Raw genomic sequence first — 18,972 nt, forward strand, 5'->3', positions numbered from 1 at the left:
ACGCCTCCTCAGGCATGAATGGACAGCACTCGCAGTGCGGCTGTCACCCAGGCGCGGGGGCAGAGCGTCGTTCGTGTACGGACCGCGCCCGGAACCTTCGTGCCCTCACTCGGGCGAGGCAAGCACGCAGGATCACGATGGGGTGACGAACCGTTATGTCGTGACTCAGCGTGTCTGATGATCAGCTAGACGTCACCGGTATGGGTGACGACTGGGGCGCGTGGGTCCACCGATGCCGTGCACGGGGGGCGCGGGGCCGCGTTCCGTCCCTACGCTGCGCGCCGTGCGGGACGGGGCGACGACGGCGCGGGAGCGCGGCTCGGCACTGCCGTTCGTCCTCGTGTGCTGGCTGGTCGCGGCGTTCATGGCCCTGGGCGCCGTCGCGGCGTCCGACGCCTTCCTCGAGCAGCAGGACCTCCAGGCGGCCTGCGACGGCGCGGCCCTGGCCGCGGCCAACCAGGCCGACGAGGCGCGGGTCTACGCCGCCGGGGTGGGCACGTCCCTGCCGCTGACCGCCGAGACGGCCCGGGCCGCCGTCGCCGACCACCTCGCCGACGGCGCGACGCCTCTGGACGGGTGGACGGCGGAGACCGACGGCACGGAGGTGACGGTCCGCTGCGTGCGGTCGGTGGAGATCGCCTTCGGCGCGCTGTTCCTGGGTGGCCGGCCCCTGGAGGTCGACGCGGTCGCCGGGGCGCGCGCACCCGCGCTGGGCTGAGGACCCGGGACGCGCAGCGGCCCCCGACCTGCCGGTCGGGGGCCGCTGCCGTGGGTGTGGCGGGTGAAGGATTCGAACCTTCGTAGGCTAAGCCGACGGATTTACAGTCCGCTCCCATTGGCCACTCGGGCAACCCGCCGTGGTGCCACGGGAGAAGGGTACAAGACGGGCCGACCCCGGCCCGACGGGTCCCGGCGCGGGTCAGCCCCGCGCGGGAGGAGGAGCAGACATGGCCGACTCGTCCTTCGACGTCGTGAGCAAGGTCGACCGTCAGGAGATCGACAACGCGCTCAACCAGGCGGGCAAGGAGCTCTCCCAGCGCTTCGACTTCCGCGGGACCAACGCGAGCATCAGCTGGGCAGGGGAGGACGGCGTGCTCCTGCAGGCCGACACCGAGGAGCGGGTCACCGCCGCCCTCGACGTCTTCAGGGACAAGCTCGTCAAGCGCGGCATCTCGCTCAAGGCCCTCGACGCCGACGAGCCGCAGGCCTCGGGCAAGGCCTACAAGCTCTCGGCGCGCATCAAGCAGGGCATCGAGTCCGACGTGGCGAAGAAGATCGCGAAGATCATCCGCGACGAGGGCCCCAAGGGCGTGCAGGCGCAGATCCAGGGCGACCAGCTGCGGGTGAGCGGCAAGAAGCGCGACGACCTGCAGGTGGTCCAGCAGCTGCTGCGGGCCCAGGACCTCGACGTCGCCCTGCAGTTCGACAACTACCGCTGATCCCGTCCGTATCCGCAGCTCAGCGGCTCGTCCGTCCCGTTCGGTCCGCAGAGAGTCCGCAGGAGCGCGCGTCGCGGCCGCCATCAGCCCGGCGGCCGCGGCCCGCGTGCGGTCCTCCGCGGTGGGCCACAGGTGGGAGTAGGCGTTGAGCGTGATGGTCGCCGAGGAGTGCCCCGGCGCCCGCTGGACGGTGACCACCTCGCAGCCGGCGGCGATCAGCCCGCTGGCCTGGAAGTGCCGCAGGTCGTGCAGCGTGTACTGCTCGAGCCCGGCCGCACGCCGGACCTGGCGCCACTGGTGGCCGGCGGCGTTGCGGGTCAGCGGCGCCCCGCCGAGGGAGAACAGCCACTCCCCCGTGCCGACGCCGGTGCTGCGGACGTGCCCGGCCAGCAGGTCCACGAGCTCGGCCGGCGCGTGCACGATGCCCTACTGGTCCGACGGACTGACGGTCGGCGACTGCAAGAGGCGTGCGCCACTTCCTGGTGCGCGTTCTCCAGCACCTCGAGCAGCGGCGACCGCGGCCTGACCGGACGCCTGGGCAGCACGGCTCGGAGCCGATGCCCGTCCGGAGGCTGTGCCCTGGGGTGGATGTGCGGGCCGCGGGGGCCGGAGCTGATCGCAGCCACCCACCGTGCTGGATCACTGTCCGCCAGTGATGACGTGGCGGCGATCGTGCGCCGTTCACCCCGAGGTCGTCTGTGCGCCTCGTCCTGCCCGTCTGCCGGTCCGGCGAGCCCCGGCAGGGTCCGCCCGTCGGGGGCGGACGTCCCCGACGGTTGAGGGGAGACCGCACGCATGCGCAAGAAGCACCTGGTCGCTGCGCTGGCCGTTCCGGTGGCCGGCGCGGTGGTCATCGCCCCATCGGGGGCGACCGCGTCGGACGACGCGTCGCCGCCGGAGACGGGCAACATGATCTTCATCCACCCGGACGGCTCGGACGCCGCGCTGTGGGAGCTGTCCCGCATCTACTGGTACGGACCGGACTCGGTCAGCAACTGGGACCAGCTACCGGCGGCGGCGCCCTACCGGGGCCATGCGGCCGACATCCTGACCAACTCCTCGAACGGCGGCGCGACCACGCACGCCTTCGGGTTCAAGGTCGATGCACCGGACTCCTTCGGCACCGACTCGAGCGCCGAGGACGTCCTCGCGGGCGACGCCGAGGAGCCGCGCACCGTCAACGCGCTGTCGGGTTACGCCGGTAGCTGGCTGCGTGAGGCGGGTAACGCCGGTCACCCGATCGGCGTGGTCAACGACGGCGACGTCGCCGAGCCCGGTACCGCCGCCTTCCTGACCGAGGTCACCGAGCGGACCGACGCCTCGGCGCTGGAGATCGCCCGCCAGCTCGTCGAGGGCCGGCCGGACTTCGGCGCGGCCGATGCCGACCCGGTCGTGATCATGGGCGGCGGCGAGGACCTGTTCTTCCCGACGGAGACCCCGGTCTGCAGCCAGGCGGAGATCGACGCGGCCCTGGCCGCTGCGGGTGACCCCGTGGCGACGATCCCCGCGACCTGCGTCGTGCACCGCGCCCCGGGCGACACCCTCGACGAGGACGGCCCGTCGGCCACCGGCGGCCTGCGCACCGACGGGGTCAACCTGGCCCAGCTCGCCGTGGACGAGGGCTACACGCTCATCCGCACCCGGGCGGAGTTCGACGCCCTCGCCGCGGCCGTCGACTCCGGCGACGCGGACCCGGCGGACCTGAAGGTCCTGGCGCTGCTCGCCAGCCAGGACATCTTCAACGCGGTCACCGAGGAGGAGCTGATGGCCGCCGGGCTGGTCGACCCGAGCGTTCCCGAGGACGCACGCGAGACCAACCTCGTCCTCTACGGCTCCGAGCCGGGCACCCCGGGCTACCGCCCGCCCACGGCGCCGGAGATGGCCCAGGTCGCCACCGCGGTCCTCGACGCGCACAGCGAGGAGGCCGGCAAGCCCTTCGCCACCGTGTGGGAGGTCGAGGGCACCGACAACATGGCCAACATCGACAACGCCATCGGCACCTTGGTCGAGGCCCGCTCCGCCGACGAGATGATCGGCGTGGCGCAGGACTTCCTCGTGCAGGACCCGGCCACGACGGTGCTCACCGCCGCCGACGGGGACGCCGGCGGCATCCAGGCCCACGCCTACAACGTCGACGAGGAGACGCCGGCGACCGTGGGGACGATCGACCTCAACCCGGGCGAGGAGGTCGTCGGAGCCGAGGACCCCGAGGTCCCGCAGAACCCCCTCGACGGCCGCTACGGGCGGGGCACCGCGCCGTTCGTCGCCGCACCCGACCAGTTCGGCCAGGGCCTCGCGTTCGGCGTCGCCTGGACGAGCACGGCCGACCTCACCGGCGGCGTCGTCACCCGGGCGGCCGGGTTGGCAGCCGATGTCGTCGACGAGCGGCTCTCGGACCGGTTCGACAACATCGACGTCTACCGGATCGCCTACCTGACCCTCTTCGGGGAGGCCCTGGCCTACCCCGACGGGCGGCTGGCGCCGACCCGACCGGCGCTGCAGGGCACCACGCCCGGCCAGCCGGACGAGGACGTCGTCATCGACGAGATCCCGGTCGACGAGGGCGAGCGGGCCGACGGCGGCACTTCGACGCCCTGACCTCCTCACCTCCTGCCGGCCGGGTGGCCGGGGTCCCCACGGGCCCCGGCCACCCGGCCGTCCAGGCCAGGACCGGGTCCGTGCGGGTCCGGCGCTGAGGCCGGGCCAGCGCCTCCGGTCGGCGCGGTCAGTCCCTGCTACCAGACGCGCTCGGACAGGTGGCGCTGGTGCGCCTCCCGCGTCCTGGACTCACACGGCGCTCGCTGGCTCTCGCGCACCCCGGTCCGGCCGGACCAGGTGGGTTCCGAGACGCTGATCTGCGCGGCGGCGGCATCCACCCACGGCTGACCGGTGTCCACACCCTCGGCGGCGGCAGCGGCGCGCAGTGTGGCTGCGGCTACGTCCACCGGTGCTCCTGCCGCCCGTTCGCCCTGCACACGGCCTCCGCGCGCCATCCCGTGCGCCGACGCTCCTCAGCAGAGCAGCGCGTGCTCACTGCGCGGAGATCGCAAGGTGAACCGGTACGTGACAGCGGCGACGTCGACCGTGCGGAGGCTGCGCTCCTCGCATCCCGCGTTCGGCCATCCACGTCTTCGCGGGTCAGCGGTCGACGTCGACGGCGAGCGCCGGCCGCTGCGCTCGAGCCTCCAGGCCGAGGCGCGCGAGACGCCTCACAGCTGAGACGCCCCCACCACGTCGCCCACCGCACCGGCATGGACGGTCGTCAGCCCGTCACGGTCGTCGGGCGGTGAGGTTGAGGCGTCCGACGAGGTCGGTGCGCAGCTGGGTCCGAGCAACCACCGAAGGCCCCGCACTGCCGGAGGGGGACAGAGCGCCGGCGACCGCCCACCGACACCACGGCGGACGGCACCTACCGCTGTGTGCCTCGGTGGCACACGACAGCGGCTGGTCCGCACAGAGTCCGCAGGAGGACCGATCCTGGCCACCAACGGCCATCAAGGTCGACGACCACACGTGCAGGTCCGTGGCCCTTCTCCTCGGTGGCGGGCAACGACCGAACGTGCCGAAGAGGTACGACGACCATCGCTGACCCGCGACGGGCACGACCGGCGGAGCCCGGCTGGTCAGTCGCGGCCGGGCTCCTGCGCCATGCGCTCCAGCCGGGCGATCCGCTCGGCCATGGGCGGGTGCGTGGCGAACAGCGCCGCCAGCCCGGAGGCGCGCACCGGCGCGGCGATCATGAGGTGGCTCTGGGCCACCAGCCGGTCCTCTGGGGGCAGCGGCCGCGCGGCAGCACCCTCGGAGATCCGGCGCAGGGCGCCGGCGAGGGCCTGCGGGTCACCGCACAGCCGGGCGCCATCGGCGTCGGCCTCGTACTCCCGGCCGCGGCTGACCGCGAGGTGCACCAGCCCCGCGGCCAGGGGACCGAGCAGCACCAGCATCAGCGTCCCGAACACGCCGGCACCGTCGCGGTCCTCGTCGGGGCGGCCGCCGAACAGCGAGGCGAAGGTGGCGAGCGAGGCCAGGTAGGTGACGACGCTCGCCAGCGCGCCCGCGATGCAGCTGACGAGGACGTCGCGGTTGCGCACGTGCGAGAGCTCGTGGGCCAGCACCGCCCGCAGTTGGCGGCGGTCGAGCAGCTCGAGGAGGCCCTGGGTGCAGCAGAGGGCGGCGCGGCGCGGCGTGCGCCCGGTGGCGAAGGCGTTGGGCTGGTCGGTGGGGCTCACGTACAGGCGCGGCATCGGCTGGCGGGCCTGGGTGGCCAGCTCGCGCACCATCGCGTAGAGACCGGGTGCCTGCGTCTCGGGAACGGGGAAGGCCCGCATCGCGCGGAGGGCCAGCCGGTCGGAGGCGTACCAGGCCCAGCCGTTGACCCCGAGGGCGACGACGAACGCGACGAGCAGCCCGCCCCGGCCGCCGACCACGGCCCCCGCGGCGAGGGCGAGGCCGGCCACCAGCCCGAGCAGGAGCGCGGTCCGCACCCCGTTGCCCCATCGCCGCACCCTCCGAGAACGGAACGACCGGGACCGCCGTTCCCCGGCGTCCGCTGCGACGCCGGTCACGGACGGCACCGGTCCGGAAGAGGCTCCCCGCCGGGGTCGTTGTGCCCGGCAGTCCGTCCCGTGCGGGCCCCGTCCGTGGTCCGCGTCACGTGACCAGCCGCGACACCGCCCCGTAACCTGGGCGGTTGGAGGTAACACGCCCGATGACTGCTCTCGAACCGTCCACCACGCCCGGCAGCTCGGCCCCCGGTGGGCTCGTGAAGAGCGTCGTCGAGCTCGACCGCGTCGTCATCCGGCTCGCCGGTGACTCCGGCGACGGCATGCAGCTGACCGGTAACCGCTTCACCAGCGAGACCGCGTCCTTCGGCAACGACCTGTCGACGCTGCCCAACTTCCCCGCCGAGATCCGGGCGCCGACGGGGACCCTGCCCGGAGTCAGCTCCTTCCAGCTGCACTTCGCCGACCACGACATCATGACGCCGGGCGACGCCCCGGACGTCCTGGTCGCGATGAACCCCGCGGCGCTCAAGGCCAACCTCGCCGACCTCCCCGGCGGCGGCCTGGTGATCGTCGACAGCGACGAGTTCACCCCGCGCAACCTGGCCAAGGTCGGCTACGCCACCAACCCGCTCGAGGACGGCTCGCTCGAGGGCTGGCAGGTCGTCAGCGTCGGGCTGACCAGCATGACGCTCGAGGCGCTCAAGGACTCCGGGCTCGGGAAGAAGGAGGCCGAGCGGAGCAAGAACATGTTCACCCTCGGCCTGCTGAGCTGGATGTACCACCGGCCCACCGAGGGCACCGTGCGCTTCCTCGAGCGGCAGTTCCGGCGCAAGCCGGAGATCGCCGCGGCCAACATCGCCGCCTTCCGCGCGGGCTACAACTACGGCGAGACGACCGAGGCCTTCGCCGTCTCCTACGAGATCAAGCCCGCACCGATGAGCCCGGGTCGCTACCGCAACATCTCCGGCAACCAGGCCCTCTCCCTCGGGCTGGTGGCCGCCGGCCAGCGGTCGGGCCTGCCGGTCTTCCTCGGCGCCTACCCGATCACGCCGGCGTCGGACATCCTCCACGAGCTGTCCCGGCACAAGGCGTTCGGCGTCCGGACCTTCCAGGCCGAGGACGAGATCGCCGGCATCGGCGCGGCCTTGGGCGCCTCCTTCGGCGGCGCCCTCGGCGTCACGACGACGTCGGGCCCCGGCGTCTCGCTGAAGTCCGAGGCGCTCGGCCTCGCGGTGATGACCGAGCTGCCGCTGGTCGTCGTCGACGTGCAGCGCGGTGGCCCCTCCACCGGCCTGCCGACCAAGACCGAGCAGTCGGACCTGCTGCAGGCGATGTTCGGCCGCAACGGCGAGGCGCCGCTGCCGGTCATCGCGCCCCGCTCCCCCGGCGACTGCTTCGACGCGGCGCTGGAGGCGGCGCGGATCGCGCTGAAGTACCGGACGCCGGTCATGCTGCTGTCCGACGGTTACCTGGCCAACGGCGCCGAGCCGTGGGCCGTACCGGCCGCCGACGAGCTGCCCGACCTCCGCGTGGAGTTCGCCACCGAGCCCAACGGCGCGGCCGCCGACGGGACGCCGGAGTTCCTGCCCTACCTGCGCGACCCCGAGACGCTGGCCCGCCCGTGGGCCGTCCCGGGCACCTCGGGCATGCAGCACCGCATCGGCGGGCTGGAGAAGGCCGACAAGTCCGGGAACATCTCCTACGACCCGGCCAACCACGACCTGATGACCCGGCTGCGGCAGGCCAAGGTCGACGGCATCGCCGCCGACATCCCGGCCACCGACGTCGACGACCCCACCGGCGGCGCCCGGGTCGCCGTGATCGGCTGGGGCTCCACCTACGGGCCGATCGGCGCCGCCTGCCGGCAGATCCGCAACTCCGGTCGCGAGGTGGCCCAGATCCACCTGCGGCACGTCAACCCGATGCCGGCCGACCTCGGTGAGGTCCTGGGCCGCTACGACCGGGTCGTGTGCCCCGAGATGAACATGGGGCAGCTCGCGCTGCTCCTGCGCGCCAAGTACCTCGTCGACGTCCAGAGCCACACCCAGGTGCGCGGGCTGCCCTTCCGGGCCGCCGAGCTCGCCGCCGTGGTCCAGGACGTCATCGACTCGACGACGTCGACCAGCACCGCTCCGACCGGAGGCACGAAGTGACCACCACCCCGCACGTGCACGACCTCGGCATGCCGGGGACGACGATCGACGCGCGCATCCAGCAGGCCATCGCGGACTCGGTCGACAGCCAGGGCGAGAAGCAGACGGCCCTCAAGGCCAAGGACATGAAGACCGACCAGGAGGTGCGCTGGTGCCCCGGCTGCGGTGACTACGTCATCCTCAACGCCGTCCAGAGCTTCCTGCCCTCGCTCGGGATCGCCCGCGAGGACATGGTCATCGTCTCGGGCATCGGCTGCTCCTCGCGCTTCCCGTACTACATGAACACCTACGGGATGCACTCGATCCACGGCCGCGCCCCGGCCATCGCCACCGGACTTGCCGCCTCCCGGCCGGACCTGTCGGTGTGGGTGGTGACCGGCGACGGCGACGCGCTGTCGATCGGCGGCAACCACCTGATCCACGCGCTGCGCCGCAACGTGAACATGACGATCCTGCTGTTCAACAACCGGATCTACGGGCTGACCAAGGGCCAGTACTCCCCCACGTCGGAGGTCGGCAAGGTCACCAAGTCCACGCCGATGGGCTCGCTGGACCACCCGTTCAACCCGGTGTCACTGGCGATCGGCGCCGACGCGACCTTCGTGGGCCGGGCCATGGACTCCGACCGCAAGGGCCTCACCGAGGTGCTGCGCCAGGCGGCCGAGCACCAGGGCACCGCGCTGGTGGAGATCTACCAGAACTGCAACATCTTCAACGACGGCGCCTTCGACCTGCTCAAGGACCCGGCCACCGGCGCGCAGTGGACGATCCCGCTGGTCCACGGCGAGCCGCTGGTGTTCGGCCCGGACGGCGCCTCGTGCGTGGTCCGCGAGGACTTCGGCGGGCTGCGGATCGCCGAGACCAACCAGGTCGACCCGAGCGAGATCGTGGTGCACGACGCGACCCGCGAGGACCCGTCCTACGCGTTCGCGCTGTCGCGGCTGTCGAGCCAGGACCTGCGCTACACGCCGATGGGCGTCTTCCGGTCGGTGCGCAAGCCCACCTACGACCGGATGATGCTCGACCAGCTCGAGGAGGCCCGCACCGAGGGCGCCGGTGACCTCGACGCGCTGCTGGCCGGCAACGACACCTGGACCGTGTCGGCCTGAGCTCCTCCGGACGGCCCGCCTCCCCTCGGGAGGCGGGCCGTCCGCGTCTCACGGGGTCGTGCGCAGCACCTCCGTGAGCACGGGCAGGGCGCCGGCGAGCTCGGCGCGGGCCGGGGCGGCGAATCCGAGCACGAGTCCGGCGGCCGGGTCGTGCCGCCCCGGGCCGGTGCGGTGCCGAGCGAGCCCGTCGACGGCGAGCCCGCGCCCGGCCGCGGCCGCGACCACCGCCTCCTCGGCCGCGCGACCGTCCAGCGGGACGACCACGTGCGCCCCGGCGGGGTCCCCGGTCACCCGCGACCCCGCCCGGGCCAGCTCCCCCACCACCAGCCCGCGGCGCTCGGCGAGCTCCCGGCGCAGCCGCCGCAGGTGCCGGGCCAGGTCGCCCGAAGTAGCCAGCGCCGCGAGCACCCGCTGCCCCGCGCGGGCGGGCCGGGTGCCGGTCGCGGTCCGGGCGGCCACCAGGCCGGCGCGCAGGTCCGGCGGCGCCACGAGCCAGCCGGTGCCCAGCGTCGGGCTGAGGACCTTGCCGCTGGTGCCGAGGTGCACGACGACGTCGGGTGCCAGCGCGGCCAGCAGCGGGAGCGGCGCGACGTCGTAGCGCAGCTCGCCGTCGTAGTCGTCCTCGAGCACCCACCAGCCCTCGGCCCGCGCCCGGGCGACCAGCGCGAGCCGCCGCGCCGCCGGCATCCGCCGGCCCAGCGGCCACTGGTGCGCCGGCGTGCAGTAGACGGCCACCACGCCTTCGGGCACGGCGTCGACCACCAGGCCGTCGTCGTCGACCGGGCAGGGCACCACCTCCACCCCGGCGGCGCGCAGCGCCCCGGCCGCCCGCTGGTAGCCGGGGTCCTCGACGCCGACCCGGCTGCCCGGCGGGAGCAGGCGGGCGATCTCGCCCACCGCGGCCGACGTGCCGCCGGTGGCGAGCACCCCCGACGACTCGACCGGCAGCCCGCGGTGGCGCAGCAGGTGACCGGTGACCGCGGCCTGGAACGACGGGTCGGCCGCTGGCTCGGGCCCGGCGTCGGGGGACAGGTCACCGGCCGCCCGCCAGGCCCGCCGCCAGGCCGCCCGGTCGAGCACCTCCAGGCAGGGCGAGCCGGCCCGCAGGTCGACCACCGGCGCGCCGGCCGGCCGCACCGGGAGCCCGGGTGCGGCCGCCACCGGGCCGGCCGGGGCGGCGCCGACGACGAAGGTCCCCGCGCCCCTGCGCCCGGCGGCCCAGCCCTCGGCGACGAGCTGGTCGTAGGCGGCGGCGGTCACCGTGCGGCTGACCCGCAGCGCGGCAGCGAGCTCGCGGGTGGAGGGCAGCCGGTCCCCCGGGCGCAGGACGCCGCCGGCCGCCGCGGTCCGCAGGGAGTCGGCGAGCTGGACGGCCAGGGGCCGGCCGGCGGCGCGGTCGAGGACGACCGGGGGCATGTCCACCTCTGTCCTCCGTCCGCGAAGTGGCCTGGTGGATCGGCAGCCTACTGGCCCTTCCGGGAGGCCAGTCCGCCGCGCAGAGTGGGTCCGTGAGCACCGCACCGCCGCTGTCCCCCACCGCCCGCAGCACCGTCCGCCGTGGCGCGAGGCGTGCCCGCACCGACCGGGCCGAGCTGTACGCCGTCCTCGACGCCGGCCTGGTCGGCCACCTCGGCGTCGTCCTCGGCGGCGCGCCGGTCGTGCTGCCCACCGGCTACGGGCGCGACGGCGACGCCCTGTACCTGCACGGGTCCACCGGCGCGGCCACGCTCCGCGCCGCGGCGGCCGGGGCGCCGGTCTGCTTCACCGTCACCCACCTCGACGGCGTCGTGTACGCCCGCTCGGCCTTCCACCACTCGGTGAACTACCGCTGCGCCGTGGTGCACGGGGCCGCTCGGGTGGTCACCGACCCCGGGGAGCGGCTGCACGGCCTGGAGGTGCTGACCGAGCACCTGGCGCCGGGCTCGTGGTCGGCCACCCGGCAGCCGGACCGCAGGGAGCTGGCCGCCACGGCGCTGCTGGCCCTCGACCTCGCCGAGGCGAGCGTCAAGATCCGCACCGGCCCGCCCGGCGACGACGAGGCCGACCTGGGGACCCCGGTCTGGGCCGGCGTCCTGCCGCTGCGCACCGTCGTGGGGGAGCCCGAACCCTGCCCGCTGCTGCCCGGGGAGACGCCGGTGCCCGACCGGGTGCTCAGCCGGCGGGTGTGACGCGATGACACCGTCGGTCTGCCGGCCGACACCGCGGCCAGGTGCCGTCCCGGCCTGCGCTGAGCCGGAGCCGCCGCGCCTGCGCGGCCTCCTCCGGGGGCCACTCGGCGCGACGACCGGCTACGCCGGGGTCACCCGGAGCAGGAGGTCGTCGCCGCCGCCGTTGTCGGTGGTCACGTACAGCGCGCCGTCGCTGCCGAGCAGCGGCGTCCGGATCCGGCCGTAGGTGTCCTCCAGCTCCGGCACCCGGAACTGCTCGACCAGCTGCCCGGCGTCGTCGAGGCGCAGCGCCAGGAGGCCGGTGTCCTTCTGCACCCCGACCAGCAGCACGCCGTCGTACCCGCCCCAGCCGGTGCCGCTGACGAAGTCCGCGCCGCTGGTGGCGATGGTCGGGTCGCCCGACGACCAGACCGCGGGCACGGCACCGGGCAGGTCGGGGTCGGTCATCGGCACGCTCTCGTCGTAGCCGCCGTCGTCGCCGTCCGGGTCGTAGCCGTAGTTGCCGCCCGGCACCGACCGGTTGACCTCGTCGTCGCGGTCGGTCCCCTGCTCGGCGGTGAACACCTCGCCGGTCCCCGGGCGGACGGCGATGCCCTGCACGTTGCGGTGCCCGTAGCTGAGCAGCAACCGAGTGACCGGGTCGGGGTCGTCGGCGAACGGGTTGCCCGGCGCGGGACCGCCGGTGGCGGCGTCGACGCGCAGCACCTTGCCGGCCAGGGTGGCCCGGTCCTGCGGGTGGCTGCCGACGGCGTTGTCGCCGGTGCCCACGAGCAGGGCGCCGTCGGGGGCGAAGCGGAGGCGGCAGCCGCCGTGGCGGCCGCTGCGCTCGTTGACCGGGATGTCCCCGACCAGCGGGTCGGCGACGCGGGTGGCGCGGGTCCAGCCCTCGTCGACGGTCCAGGCGACCACCTGGATCTCCGCGCCGCCGTCCTCCTCGACGCCCTGGCAGGTGTACAGCCGCCGGTTGCCGGCGAAGGCGGGGTCGAGGGTGAGGCCCATCAGGCCGGTCTCGCCGTCGGCGAACAGGTCGTCGAGGTCGGCCTCGACCTCCCGGACGGTGCCGTCGGGCAGCACCGCGGTGAACCCCCCGCTGCGCTCGTCGACCAGCAGGGTGCCGTCCGGTGCCTGCGCGACGTCCCACGGGTGGTCCAGCCCGTCCAGCACGGTCTCCACGCCCAGGGTGGGCAGCGCGGCCGCCGTCGTCGCGGCACCGTCGGGGACGTCGGTGGTCCCCTTGTCCTCCTGGCCGCCCGGCAGGTCGCCGGTGCCGGTGCCGTTGCCGTTGCCCGAGCAGCCGGTCAGCACCAGGACGGCGGCCAGGACGACGGCGCGGGTGGACCTCACCCCGCCGAGCATCCCCGAGGCGGGCGGACGGCGCCGTCCGTCAGCTGGTCCGGGTGACGACGTAGTCGCAGAGGGCCGACAGCGCCTCGCGCACCTCGCCGGCGGGGACCGCGGACAGCGACGCCCGAGCACGGTCGGCGTAGTCGCGCAGCACGGCGCCGGCCCGCTCGAGCGCCGCGGACTCCCGCAGCAGCGCCAGGGCCTCGGCGTGCTCGGCGTCGTCGGACAGCGGGCGGGCGACCAGCGCGCGCAGCCGGGCGTCGGCGGGGTCGTCCCCGGCGAGCGCGATCAGCGCGGGCAGGGTGGCCACGCCCTCGCGCAGGTCGGTCCCGGGTGCCTTCCCCGAGGCGCCGTCCTGGCTGACGATGTCGAGCAGGTCGTCGGAGATCTGGAAGGCGACGCCGACCTCCTCGCCGAAGCGGGTCAGCGCGGTCACCAGGTCCGGCTCGACCCCGGCGAAGCCGGCGCCGAAGCGGGCCGAGGTCGCCACCAGGGAGCCGGTCTTGTCGGCCAGCACCTCGAGGTAGTGGGCCACGCGGTCCTCGCCGTCCCGCGCGCCCACCGTCTCGCGGATCTGGCCGGTGACCAGCCGCTCGAAGGTCCGCGCCTGGATGCGCACCGCCTCCGGGCCGAGGTCGGCCAGCAGGTCGGAGGCGCGGGCGAAGAGGAAGTCGCCGGTGAGGATGGCGACGCTGTTGGTCCACCGGCTGTTGGCGCTGGGCGCCCCGCGGCGGACGGCGGCCTCGTCCATGACGTCGTCGTGGTACAGCGTGGCCAGGTGGGTGAGCTCGCAGACGACGGCGGCCTGCACCACCTCGGGGGCGCGGGAGTCCCCGAGCTGCGCGGCCAGCAGGGCCAGCATCGGCCGGAAGCGCTTGCCGCCGGCGGCCATGAGGTGGCCGGCGGCCTCGGAGACGAACTGGTGGTCGCTGGCCACCGCGGTGGCCAGCGCGGCCTCCACGTCGGCCAGCCCCTGCGCCAGCGAGTCGCCGAGGGCCCCGCCCGGGAGCCAGGGGCCCATCGTGGAGGCGGGGGTGGAGATGCGGTGCCAGACCTCGGCCGGGGCGATCCCGTCGACGGCGGCACGGGGTCCGGTCATCAACCGACGAAGATAGCCGCCTGATCGGCGAGACCGAGCACCGCCCCGGGCACGACGCCCAGGACGAGCGTGGCCGCGGCGGTCACCGCCAGCACGACCGTCGTGGGCATCCCGGGCACGCCGACGGTGGGTCCGTCGGCGGCCGGCTCGGAGAAGTACATGAGCACGATGACCCGCAGGTAGAAGAACGCCGCCACCGCGCTGGCCAGCAGGGCGACCAGCGCCAGCGGCCAGGCGCCGTCCTCGATCGCGGCCCGGAAGACGGCGAACTTGCCGGTGAAGCCGCTGGTGAGCGGGATGCCGGCGAGCGCGAGCAGGAACAGGCTCATGACCGCCGCGGTGATCGGCGAGCGCTGCGCCAGGCCGGCCCACTGCGACAGGTGGGTGGCCTCGCCGTCGCCGCTGCGCACGAGGGTGAGGACGGCGAAGGCGCCGAGCGTGGTGAGCCCGTAGGCCAGCAGGTAGAACATGACGGCCGGCAGGCCGGAGCCGGCGGGGTCGCCACCGCCCGGGTGGCCGAGGACACCGGTGAGCAGGAAGCCGGCGTGCGCCACCGAGGAGTAGGCGAGCATCCGCTTGAGGTCGGTCTGGGTGAGCCCCAGGACCGCGCCGACGACCATCGAGACGATGGCCACGCCGTAGACCAGCGGGCGCCAGGTCCACTCCTCGGTGCCGAAGGCGACGTAGAGCAGCCGGAGGATCGCCCCGAACGCGGCGACCTTCGTGCAGGCGGCCATGAACGCCGTCACCGGGGTGGGTGCGCCCTGGTAGACGTCGGGCGTCCAGGTGTGGAACGGCGCGACGCTGGCCTTGAACAGCAGGCCCACGATCAGCAGCGCCAGGCCGAGGACGGCCAGCGTGCCGCTGCCGTCCCCCGCCACCGACTCGCGGACGGCGGAGAGCCGGACGCTGCCGGTGGCGCCGTAGACGAGGGCCACGCCGTAGAGGAAGAACGCCGAGGCGAAGGAGCCGAGCAGGAAGTACTTGACCGCCGCCTCCTGCGACAGCAGCCGGCGCCGTCGCGCCAGCCCGCTGATCAGGTACAGCGGCAGGCTGAGCACCTCGAGCGCCACGAACATCAGCAGCAGGTCGTTCGCCGTGACGAACAGCATCATGCCGCCGATGGCGAAGGTGGCCAGCGGGTAGACCTCGGTCTGCACCCGCTGCACGGTGAGCAGCTCGCGGTCGCGGACGCTGCCGGCCGGGACCGCCGCCGAGACGACGAAGGCCGAGCGGGCGGGGTCGAGGTTGCGCTCGGCGAACAGCAGGATCGACAGCGCCCCGAGTACGGCGATGGTGGCCTGCAGGAACAGCCCGGCGCCGTCGACGGCGAGCGCGCCGCCCGCCGTCACCTCGCGGGTGCCGGCCAGCAGCAGCGTGGCGACCAGCCCGCCCACGGTGCCCACCAGCGCGACGGTGACCTGGACCGGGTGGCGGCGCTCGCGCGGGCCGAAGGCCTCGACGAGCACGCCGATGCAGGCGGCGCCGAAGACGAACAGCAGCGGGGCGAGCGCGGCCAGCGACAGGTCGGGGGCCTCGATCGTCATCAGTCGGTCCCCTCGGGGGTCGCGGTGGTCCCGGCCGGGTCGGCGCCGACGTCGCTCATGGTGGCGGCGACCGCCGGCTCGATCAGCCGGATCAGCGGCTGCGGGTAGACCCCCAGCGCGAGGACCAGCGCCACCAGCGGGGCGACGACGGCCATCTCGCGGCGGGACAGGTCGAGCAGCCGCGGTGTCGTCCGGGCCGGGGCGGGGGCAGGGGCCGTGAGGGTCGCCGTCGCGGACGACGTCGCGGACGGCGTGGCCACGTGCGCGCCTCCGGGGAGGCCGGCGGCGTTCCCGGCCGGCTGGTCCGCCTCCGGGAACAGCACGCCGCGCTGCGGGCCGTGCATCGTCCGTTGGTAGAGCAGCAGGACGTAGAGCGCGGCCAGGATGATCCCGACGGTGGCCAGGACCGTGAACACCGGCCGGGTCGGGAACGAACCGATCAGCACGAGGAACTCGCTGACGAAGCTGTTGGTGCCGGGCAGTGCCAGCGACGCCAGGCCCGCGATCAGGAACACGCCCGCCAGCTTGGGTGCGCGGCTGGCCACGCCGCCGTAGTCGCCGACCAGCCGGGAGCCGCCGCGGGCGATGAGCATCCCGACGACGAGGAACAGCAGGCCGGTGGCGATGCCGTGGTTGACCATGTACAGCACCGCGCCGGTTCCGGCCTCGGTGGTGAAGGCGAAGACGCCGAGGGCGATGAAGCCGAAGTGCGCGATCGAGGTGTAGGACACCAGCCGCTTCATGTCGCTCTGCCCCATCGCGAGCAGCGCGGCGTACAGGATCCCGGCGACGGCGAGCACGAGCACCAGCGGGGCGAACTCGCGGGAGGCGTCGGGGAACAGCGGCAGGCAGTAGCGCAGGAAGCCGAAGGTGCCGACCTTGTCGAGGACGCCGACGAGCAGCACCGAGCCGCCGACGGGGGCCTCGGCACCGGCGTCGGGGAGCCAGGTGTGCAGCGGGACCAGCGGCGCCTTGATCGCGAAGGCGACGAAGAAGCCGAGGAACAGCAGCCGCTGCGCGGCCGGGTCGATGTCGAGCTGGCGCAGGGACTCGAAGGCGAACGTCCCGTCGCCGGCCGCCTCGCTGACGACGTACAGGCCGATCACCGCGGCGAGCATGACCAGCCCGCCGACCAGGCTGTAGAGGAAGAACTTGACCGCCGCGTACTGCCGGCGCGGGCCGCCGTAGCTGCCGACGATGAAGTACATCGGGACGAGCATCGCCTCGAAGAAGACGTAGAAGAGGAACACGTCGGTGGCGGCGAAGACGCCGACCATGCAGGCCTCGAGCAGCAGCAGCCAGGCGAAGAACGTCCGCATCGACCGGCGGGCCGGGGGCTGGTCCTCCCACGAGGCGAGCACGACCACCGGCACCAGCACGCCGACCAGCAGCAGCATGACCAGGGCGATGCCGTCGACACCGAGGGCGAAGTCGACGCCGAAGCCCTCGATCCACGGCACCGACGTCGTCAGCTGGAAGCGGTCGCCGTCGGGGTCGAAGGCGACCGTGGCCAGGACCGCCAGGACCAGCACGACCAGGCTCACCCCGAGGGCGAGCTGCCGGGCCAGCGCGGTGCGCTCGCGGGGCAGGGCGGCGACGACGGCCGCGCCCACCGCGGGCACCGCCAGCATCGCGACCAGGAGCAGGGAGTCGCTCACGCCACGGTCCTCACGTCGTCGGTCGTCGTCTGCAGGGCCTCGATCACCCGGCCGTCACCGCCAGCAGCGCCCCGGCCACCATGACCGCGCCGCCGAGCATCCCGAGCGCGTAGGACCGGACGAAGCCGGTCTGCGCCCGGCCCAGCCGCGACGACGAGCCGCCGAGGGTGGCGGCCAGGCCGTTGACCGCGCCGTCGACCCCGCGGTTGTCCACCCACACCAGCGCCCGGGTGAGCCACTGGCCGGGCCGCATGAACAGCGACTCGTTGACCGCGTCGGCGTACAGCGACCGGCGTGCCGCGCGGACCACCGGCGAGACGCGGGCCGGCGCGACCTCGGGCACCTCGCGGCGGCCGACGAACAGCCACGCCGCGAGCACGCCCACGGCCATCACCGCGGTGACGACGACGCCGACGACGGCCGGCGCCACCACGTGCTCGGCCTCCTCGGGGACCCCGAACACCGGCTCCAGCCACTCGCCCAGCGGCGCCACGACCACGAGCACGAAACCGGCGGCGACCGACCCGACGGCCAGCAGCACCATCGGCAGGGTCATCACCGACGGCGACTCGTGCGGGTGCACGCCGGGCGTCCACCGCGGCCGGCCGAAGAAGGTCATGATCATCAGCCGGGTCATGTAGAAGGCGGTCAGCCCGGCGCCGACGACGGCGACCGCGCCGAGCAGCCAGCCCGACCAGCCGCCGCGGTCCAGCGCCGCCTCGATGATCGCGTCCTTGGTCCAGTAGCCGGACAGGAACGGGAAGCCGATCAGCGCGAGGTACCCCAGGCCGAAGGTCACGAAGGTGACCGGCAGCTTCCTGGCCAGCCCGCCGAAGCGGCGCATGTCCACCTGGTCGTCCATGGCGTGCATGACCGACCCGGCGCCGAGGAACAGCCCGGCCTTGAAGAAGCCGTGGGTGAGCAGGTGCGCGATCGCCGCGGCGTAGCCGGCCGGGCCCAGGCCCACGGCCAGGAACATGTAGCCGATCTGGCTGACCGTCGAGTACGCCAGCACCTTCTTGATGTCGTCGTACGCGCAGCCCACGATCGCGCCGTAGAGCAGGGTGACCGCGCCGACCGCGAGGACGACGGTGCGCGCCGTGGGCGTGAGGTCGTAGATCGGCGCCGAGCGGGCGATGAGGTAGACGCCGGCGGTCACCATCGTGGCGGCGTGGATGAGCGCCGAGACCGGCGTCGGGCCCTCCATGGCGTCGGGCAGCCACGCCTGCAGCGGGAACTGGCCGGACTTGCCGCACGCGCCGAGCAGCAGGAGCAGGCCGAGCGCGGTCAGCGTGCCGCCGGCCAGGGCGCCGGCACCGCCGAAGACGCCCTCGTAGGACACCGTCCCGAGCTGGGCGAACATCACGAAGATCGCCAGGGCCAGACCGACGTCGCCGACCCGGTTCATCACGAACGCCTTCTTGGCGGCGGTGGCCGCGGCCGGGCGCTCGTGCCAGAAGGCGATGAGCAGGTAGGAGGCCAGGCCCACGCCCTCCCAGCCGACGTAGAGGGCCACGTAGTTGTCGCCGAGGACCAGCAGCAGCATCGCCGCGACGAACAGGTTGAGGTAGGCGAAGAACCGGCGGCGCCGCGGGTCGTGGGCCATGTAGCCGATCGAGTAGACGTGGATGAGCGCGCCCACGCCGGTGATCAGCAGCATGAAGGTGGCCGACAGCGGGTCGACCAGCAGGCCGGCCTGCACGTCGAGCGAGCCGGCCGACAGGAAGGTGAACAGGTCGACGTCGACCGCGCGCTGCTCGGTGCCGGCCAGCTGCACCGTGCACAGCAGCGCGACGACGAACGCGACGACGACGGTCGCCGTCCCCAGCAGGTGACCCCAGCGGTCGGTGCGCCGCCCGCCCAGCAGGAGGACCGCGGCACCGGCCAGCGGTAGTGCGATGACCAGCCACGAGGCCGACAGCAGGCCCTCGGCGGCGACGGTGTCCATGTGTG

13 protein-coding genes, 1 tRNA gene and 1 pseudogene are annotated in these 18,972 nt (G+C 74.2%); 6 read left to right on the forward strand and 9 right to left on the reverse strand.

Going from position 1 to position 18,972, the window contains the following annotated elements:
- Positions 1–283: 283 nt before the first annotated feature.
- Complete coding sequence (locus HLV61_RS17895) at positions 284–718, forward strand: pilus assembly protein TadG-related protein (protein WP_369257800.1); 435 nt, start codon at positions 284–286, stop codon at positions 716–718.
- 57 nt (positions 719–775) lie between these two features.
- On the opposite strand, the gene HLV61_RS17900 is transcribed toward HLV61_RS17895, so the two are convergent.
- Positions 776–857: transfer RNA gene (locus tag HLV61_RS17900), tRNA-Tyr, on the reverse strand.
- A 90-nt stretch (positions 858–947) separates the two neighbouring features.
- On the opposite strand from HLV61_RS17900, the gene HLV61_RS17905 reads away from it, so the two are divergent.
- Positions 948–1,439 carry a YajQ family cyclic di-GMP-binding protein gene (locus HLV61_RS17905; RefSeq protein ID WP_369257802.1) on the forward strand — a complete coding sequence of 164 codons (492 nt, stop codon included), beginning with the start codon at positions 948–950 and terminating at the stop codon, positions 1,437–1,439.
- 141 nt (positions 1,440–1,580) lie between these two features.
- Here HLV61_RS17905 and HLV61_RS17910 read toward each other — a convergent pair.
- A pseudogene (locus HLV61_RS17910) lies at positions 1,581–1,859 on the reverse strand (tyrosine-type recombinase/integrase); the annotation flags it as partial.
- A 375-nt stretch (positions 1,860–2,234) separates the two neighbouring features.
- Between HLV61_RS17910 and HLV61_RS17915 the strand changes: the two are divergent.
- Entirely contained in the window at positions 2,235–4,037 is a 1,803-nt protein-coding gene (locus HLV61_RS17915) for an alkaline phosphatase (protein ID WP_369257804.1), read from the forward strand.
- Positions 4,038–5,062: 1,025 nt separating this feature from the next.
- On the opposite strand, the gene HLV61_RS17920 is transcribed toward HLV61_RS17915, so the two are convergent.
- A complete protein-coding gene (locus HLV61_RS17920; RefSeq protein ID WP_369257806.1) occupies positions 5,063–5,920 on the reverse strand; it encodes a M48 family metalloprotease in 858 nt (285 codons plus the stop codon).
- Positions 5,921–6,144: 224 nt separating this feature from the next.
- Here HLV61_RS17920 and HLV61_RS17925 point away from each other — a divergent pair, with 224 nt between their 5' ends.
- A complete protein-coding gene (locus HLV61_RS17925; RefSeq protein ID WP_369257808.1) occupies positions 6,145–8,094 on the forward strand; it encodes a 2-oxoacid:acceptor oxidoreductase subunit alpha in 1,950 nt (649 codons plus the stop codon).
- Entirely contained in the window at positions 8,091–9,203 is a 1,113-nt protein-coding gene (locus HLV61_RS17930; RefSeq protein WP_369257810.1) for a 2-oxoacid:ferredoxin oxidoreductase subunit beta, read from the forward strand. Before HLV61_RS17925 ends, HLV61_RS17930 begins: the two co-directional genes overlap by 4 nt.
- A 48-nt stretch (positions 9,204–9,251) precedes the next feature.
- Here the strand turns inward: HLV61_RS17930 and HLV61_RS17935 are convergent, their stop codons facing one another.
- Positions 9,252–10,619, reverse strand: a complete 1,368-nt coding sequence (locus tag HLV61_RS17935; RefSeq protein WP_369257917.1) for an aminotransferase-like domain-containing protein — start codon at positions 10,617–10,619, stop codon at positions 9,252–9,254.
- Positions 10,620–10,711: 92 nt separating this feature from the next.
- Between HLV61_RS17935 and HLV61_RS17940 the strand changes: the two genes are divergently transcribed.
- Positions 10,712–11,371, forward strand: coding sequence for a pyridoxamine 5'-phosphate oxidase family protein (locus HLV61_RS17940; RefSeq protein WP_369257812.1), 660 nt, complete (start codon positions 10,712–10,714; stop codon positions 11,369–11,371).
- 120 nt (positions 11,372–11,491) lie between these two features.
- Here the strand turns inward: HLV61_RS17940 and HLV61_RS17945 are convergent, their stop codons facing one another.
- Genes HLV61_RS17945 through nuoL form a run of 5 tightly spaced genes read right to left on the reverse strand, consistent with a single transcriptional unit; the run spans position 11,492 to position 18,967 of the window.
- Positions 11,492–12,715 carry a PQQ-dependent sugar dehydrogenase gene (locus tag HLV61_RS17945; protein WP_369257814.1) on the reverse strand — a complete coding sequence of 408 codons (1,224 nt, stop codon included), beginning with the start codon at positions 12,713–12,715 and terminating at the stop codon, positions 11,492–11,494.
- A gap of 40 nt (positions 12,716–12,755) precedes the next feature.
- Positions 12,756–13,814 (reverse strand): polyprenyl synthetase family protein, encoded by a 1,059-nt coding sequence (locus tag HLV61_RS17950; RefSeq protein WP_369257816.1) that lies wholly within the window; start codon positions 13,812–13,814, stop codon positions 12,756–12,758.
- Positions 13,814–15,361, reverse strand: coding sequence for an NADH-quinone oxidoreductase subunit NuoN (gene nuoN, locus HLV61_RS17955; protein ID WP_369257818.1), 1,548 nt, complete (start codon positions 15,359–15,361; stop codon positions 13,814–13,816). The genes HLV61_RS17950 and nuoN overlap by 1 nt, the downstream gene beginning before the upstream one ends.
- The gene (locus HLV61_RS17960; protein WP_369257819.1) at positions 15,361–17,019 is read right to left on the reverse strand and encodes an NADH-quinone oxidoreductase subunit M; all 1,659 of its coding nucleotides are present in this window, start codon (positions 17,017–17,019) and stop codon (positions 15,361–15,363) included. Before HLV61_RS17960 ends, nuoN begins: the two co-directional genes overlap by 1 nt.
- A gap of 43 nt (positions 17,020–17,062) precedes the next feature.
- Complete coding sequence (nuoL, locus tag HLV61_RS17965; RefSeq protein ID WP_369257821.1) at positions 17,063–18,967, reverse strand: NADH-quinone oxidoreductase subunit L; 1,905 nt, start codon at positions 18,965–18,967, stop codon at positions 17,063–17,065.
- Positions 18,968–18,972: the final 5 nt, after the last annotated feature.

This window comes from Geodermatophilus amargosae, assembly GCF_041028265.1.
Taxonomy (GTDB): Bacteria; Actinomycetota; Actinomycetes; order Mycobacteriales; family Geodermatophilaceae; genus Geodermatophilus; species Geodermatophilus amargosae_A.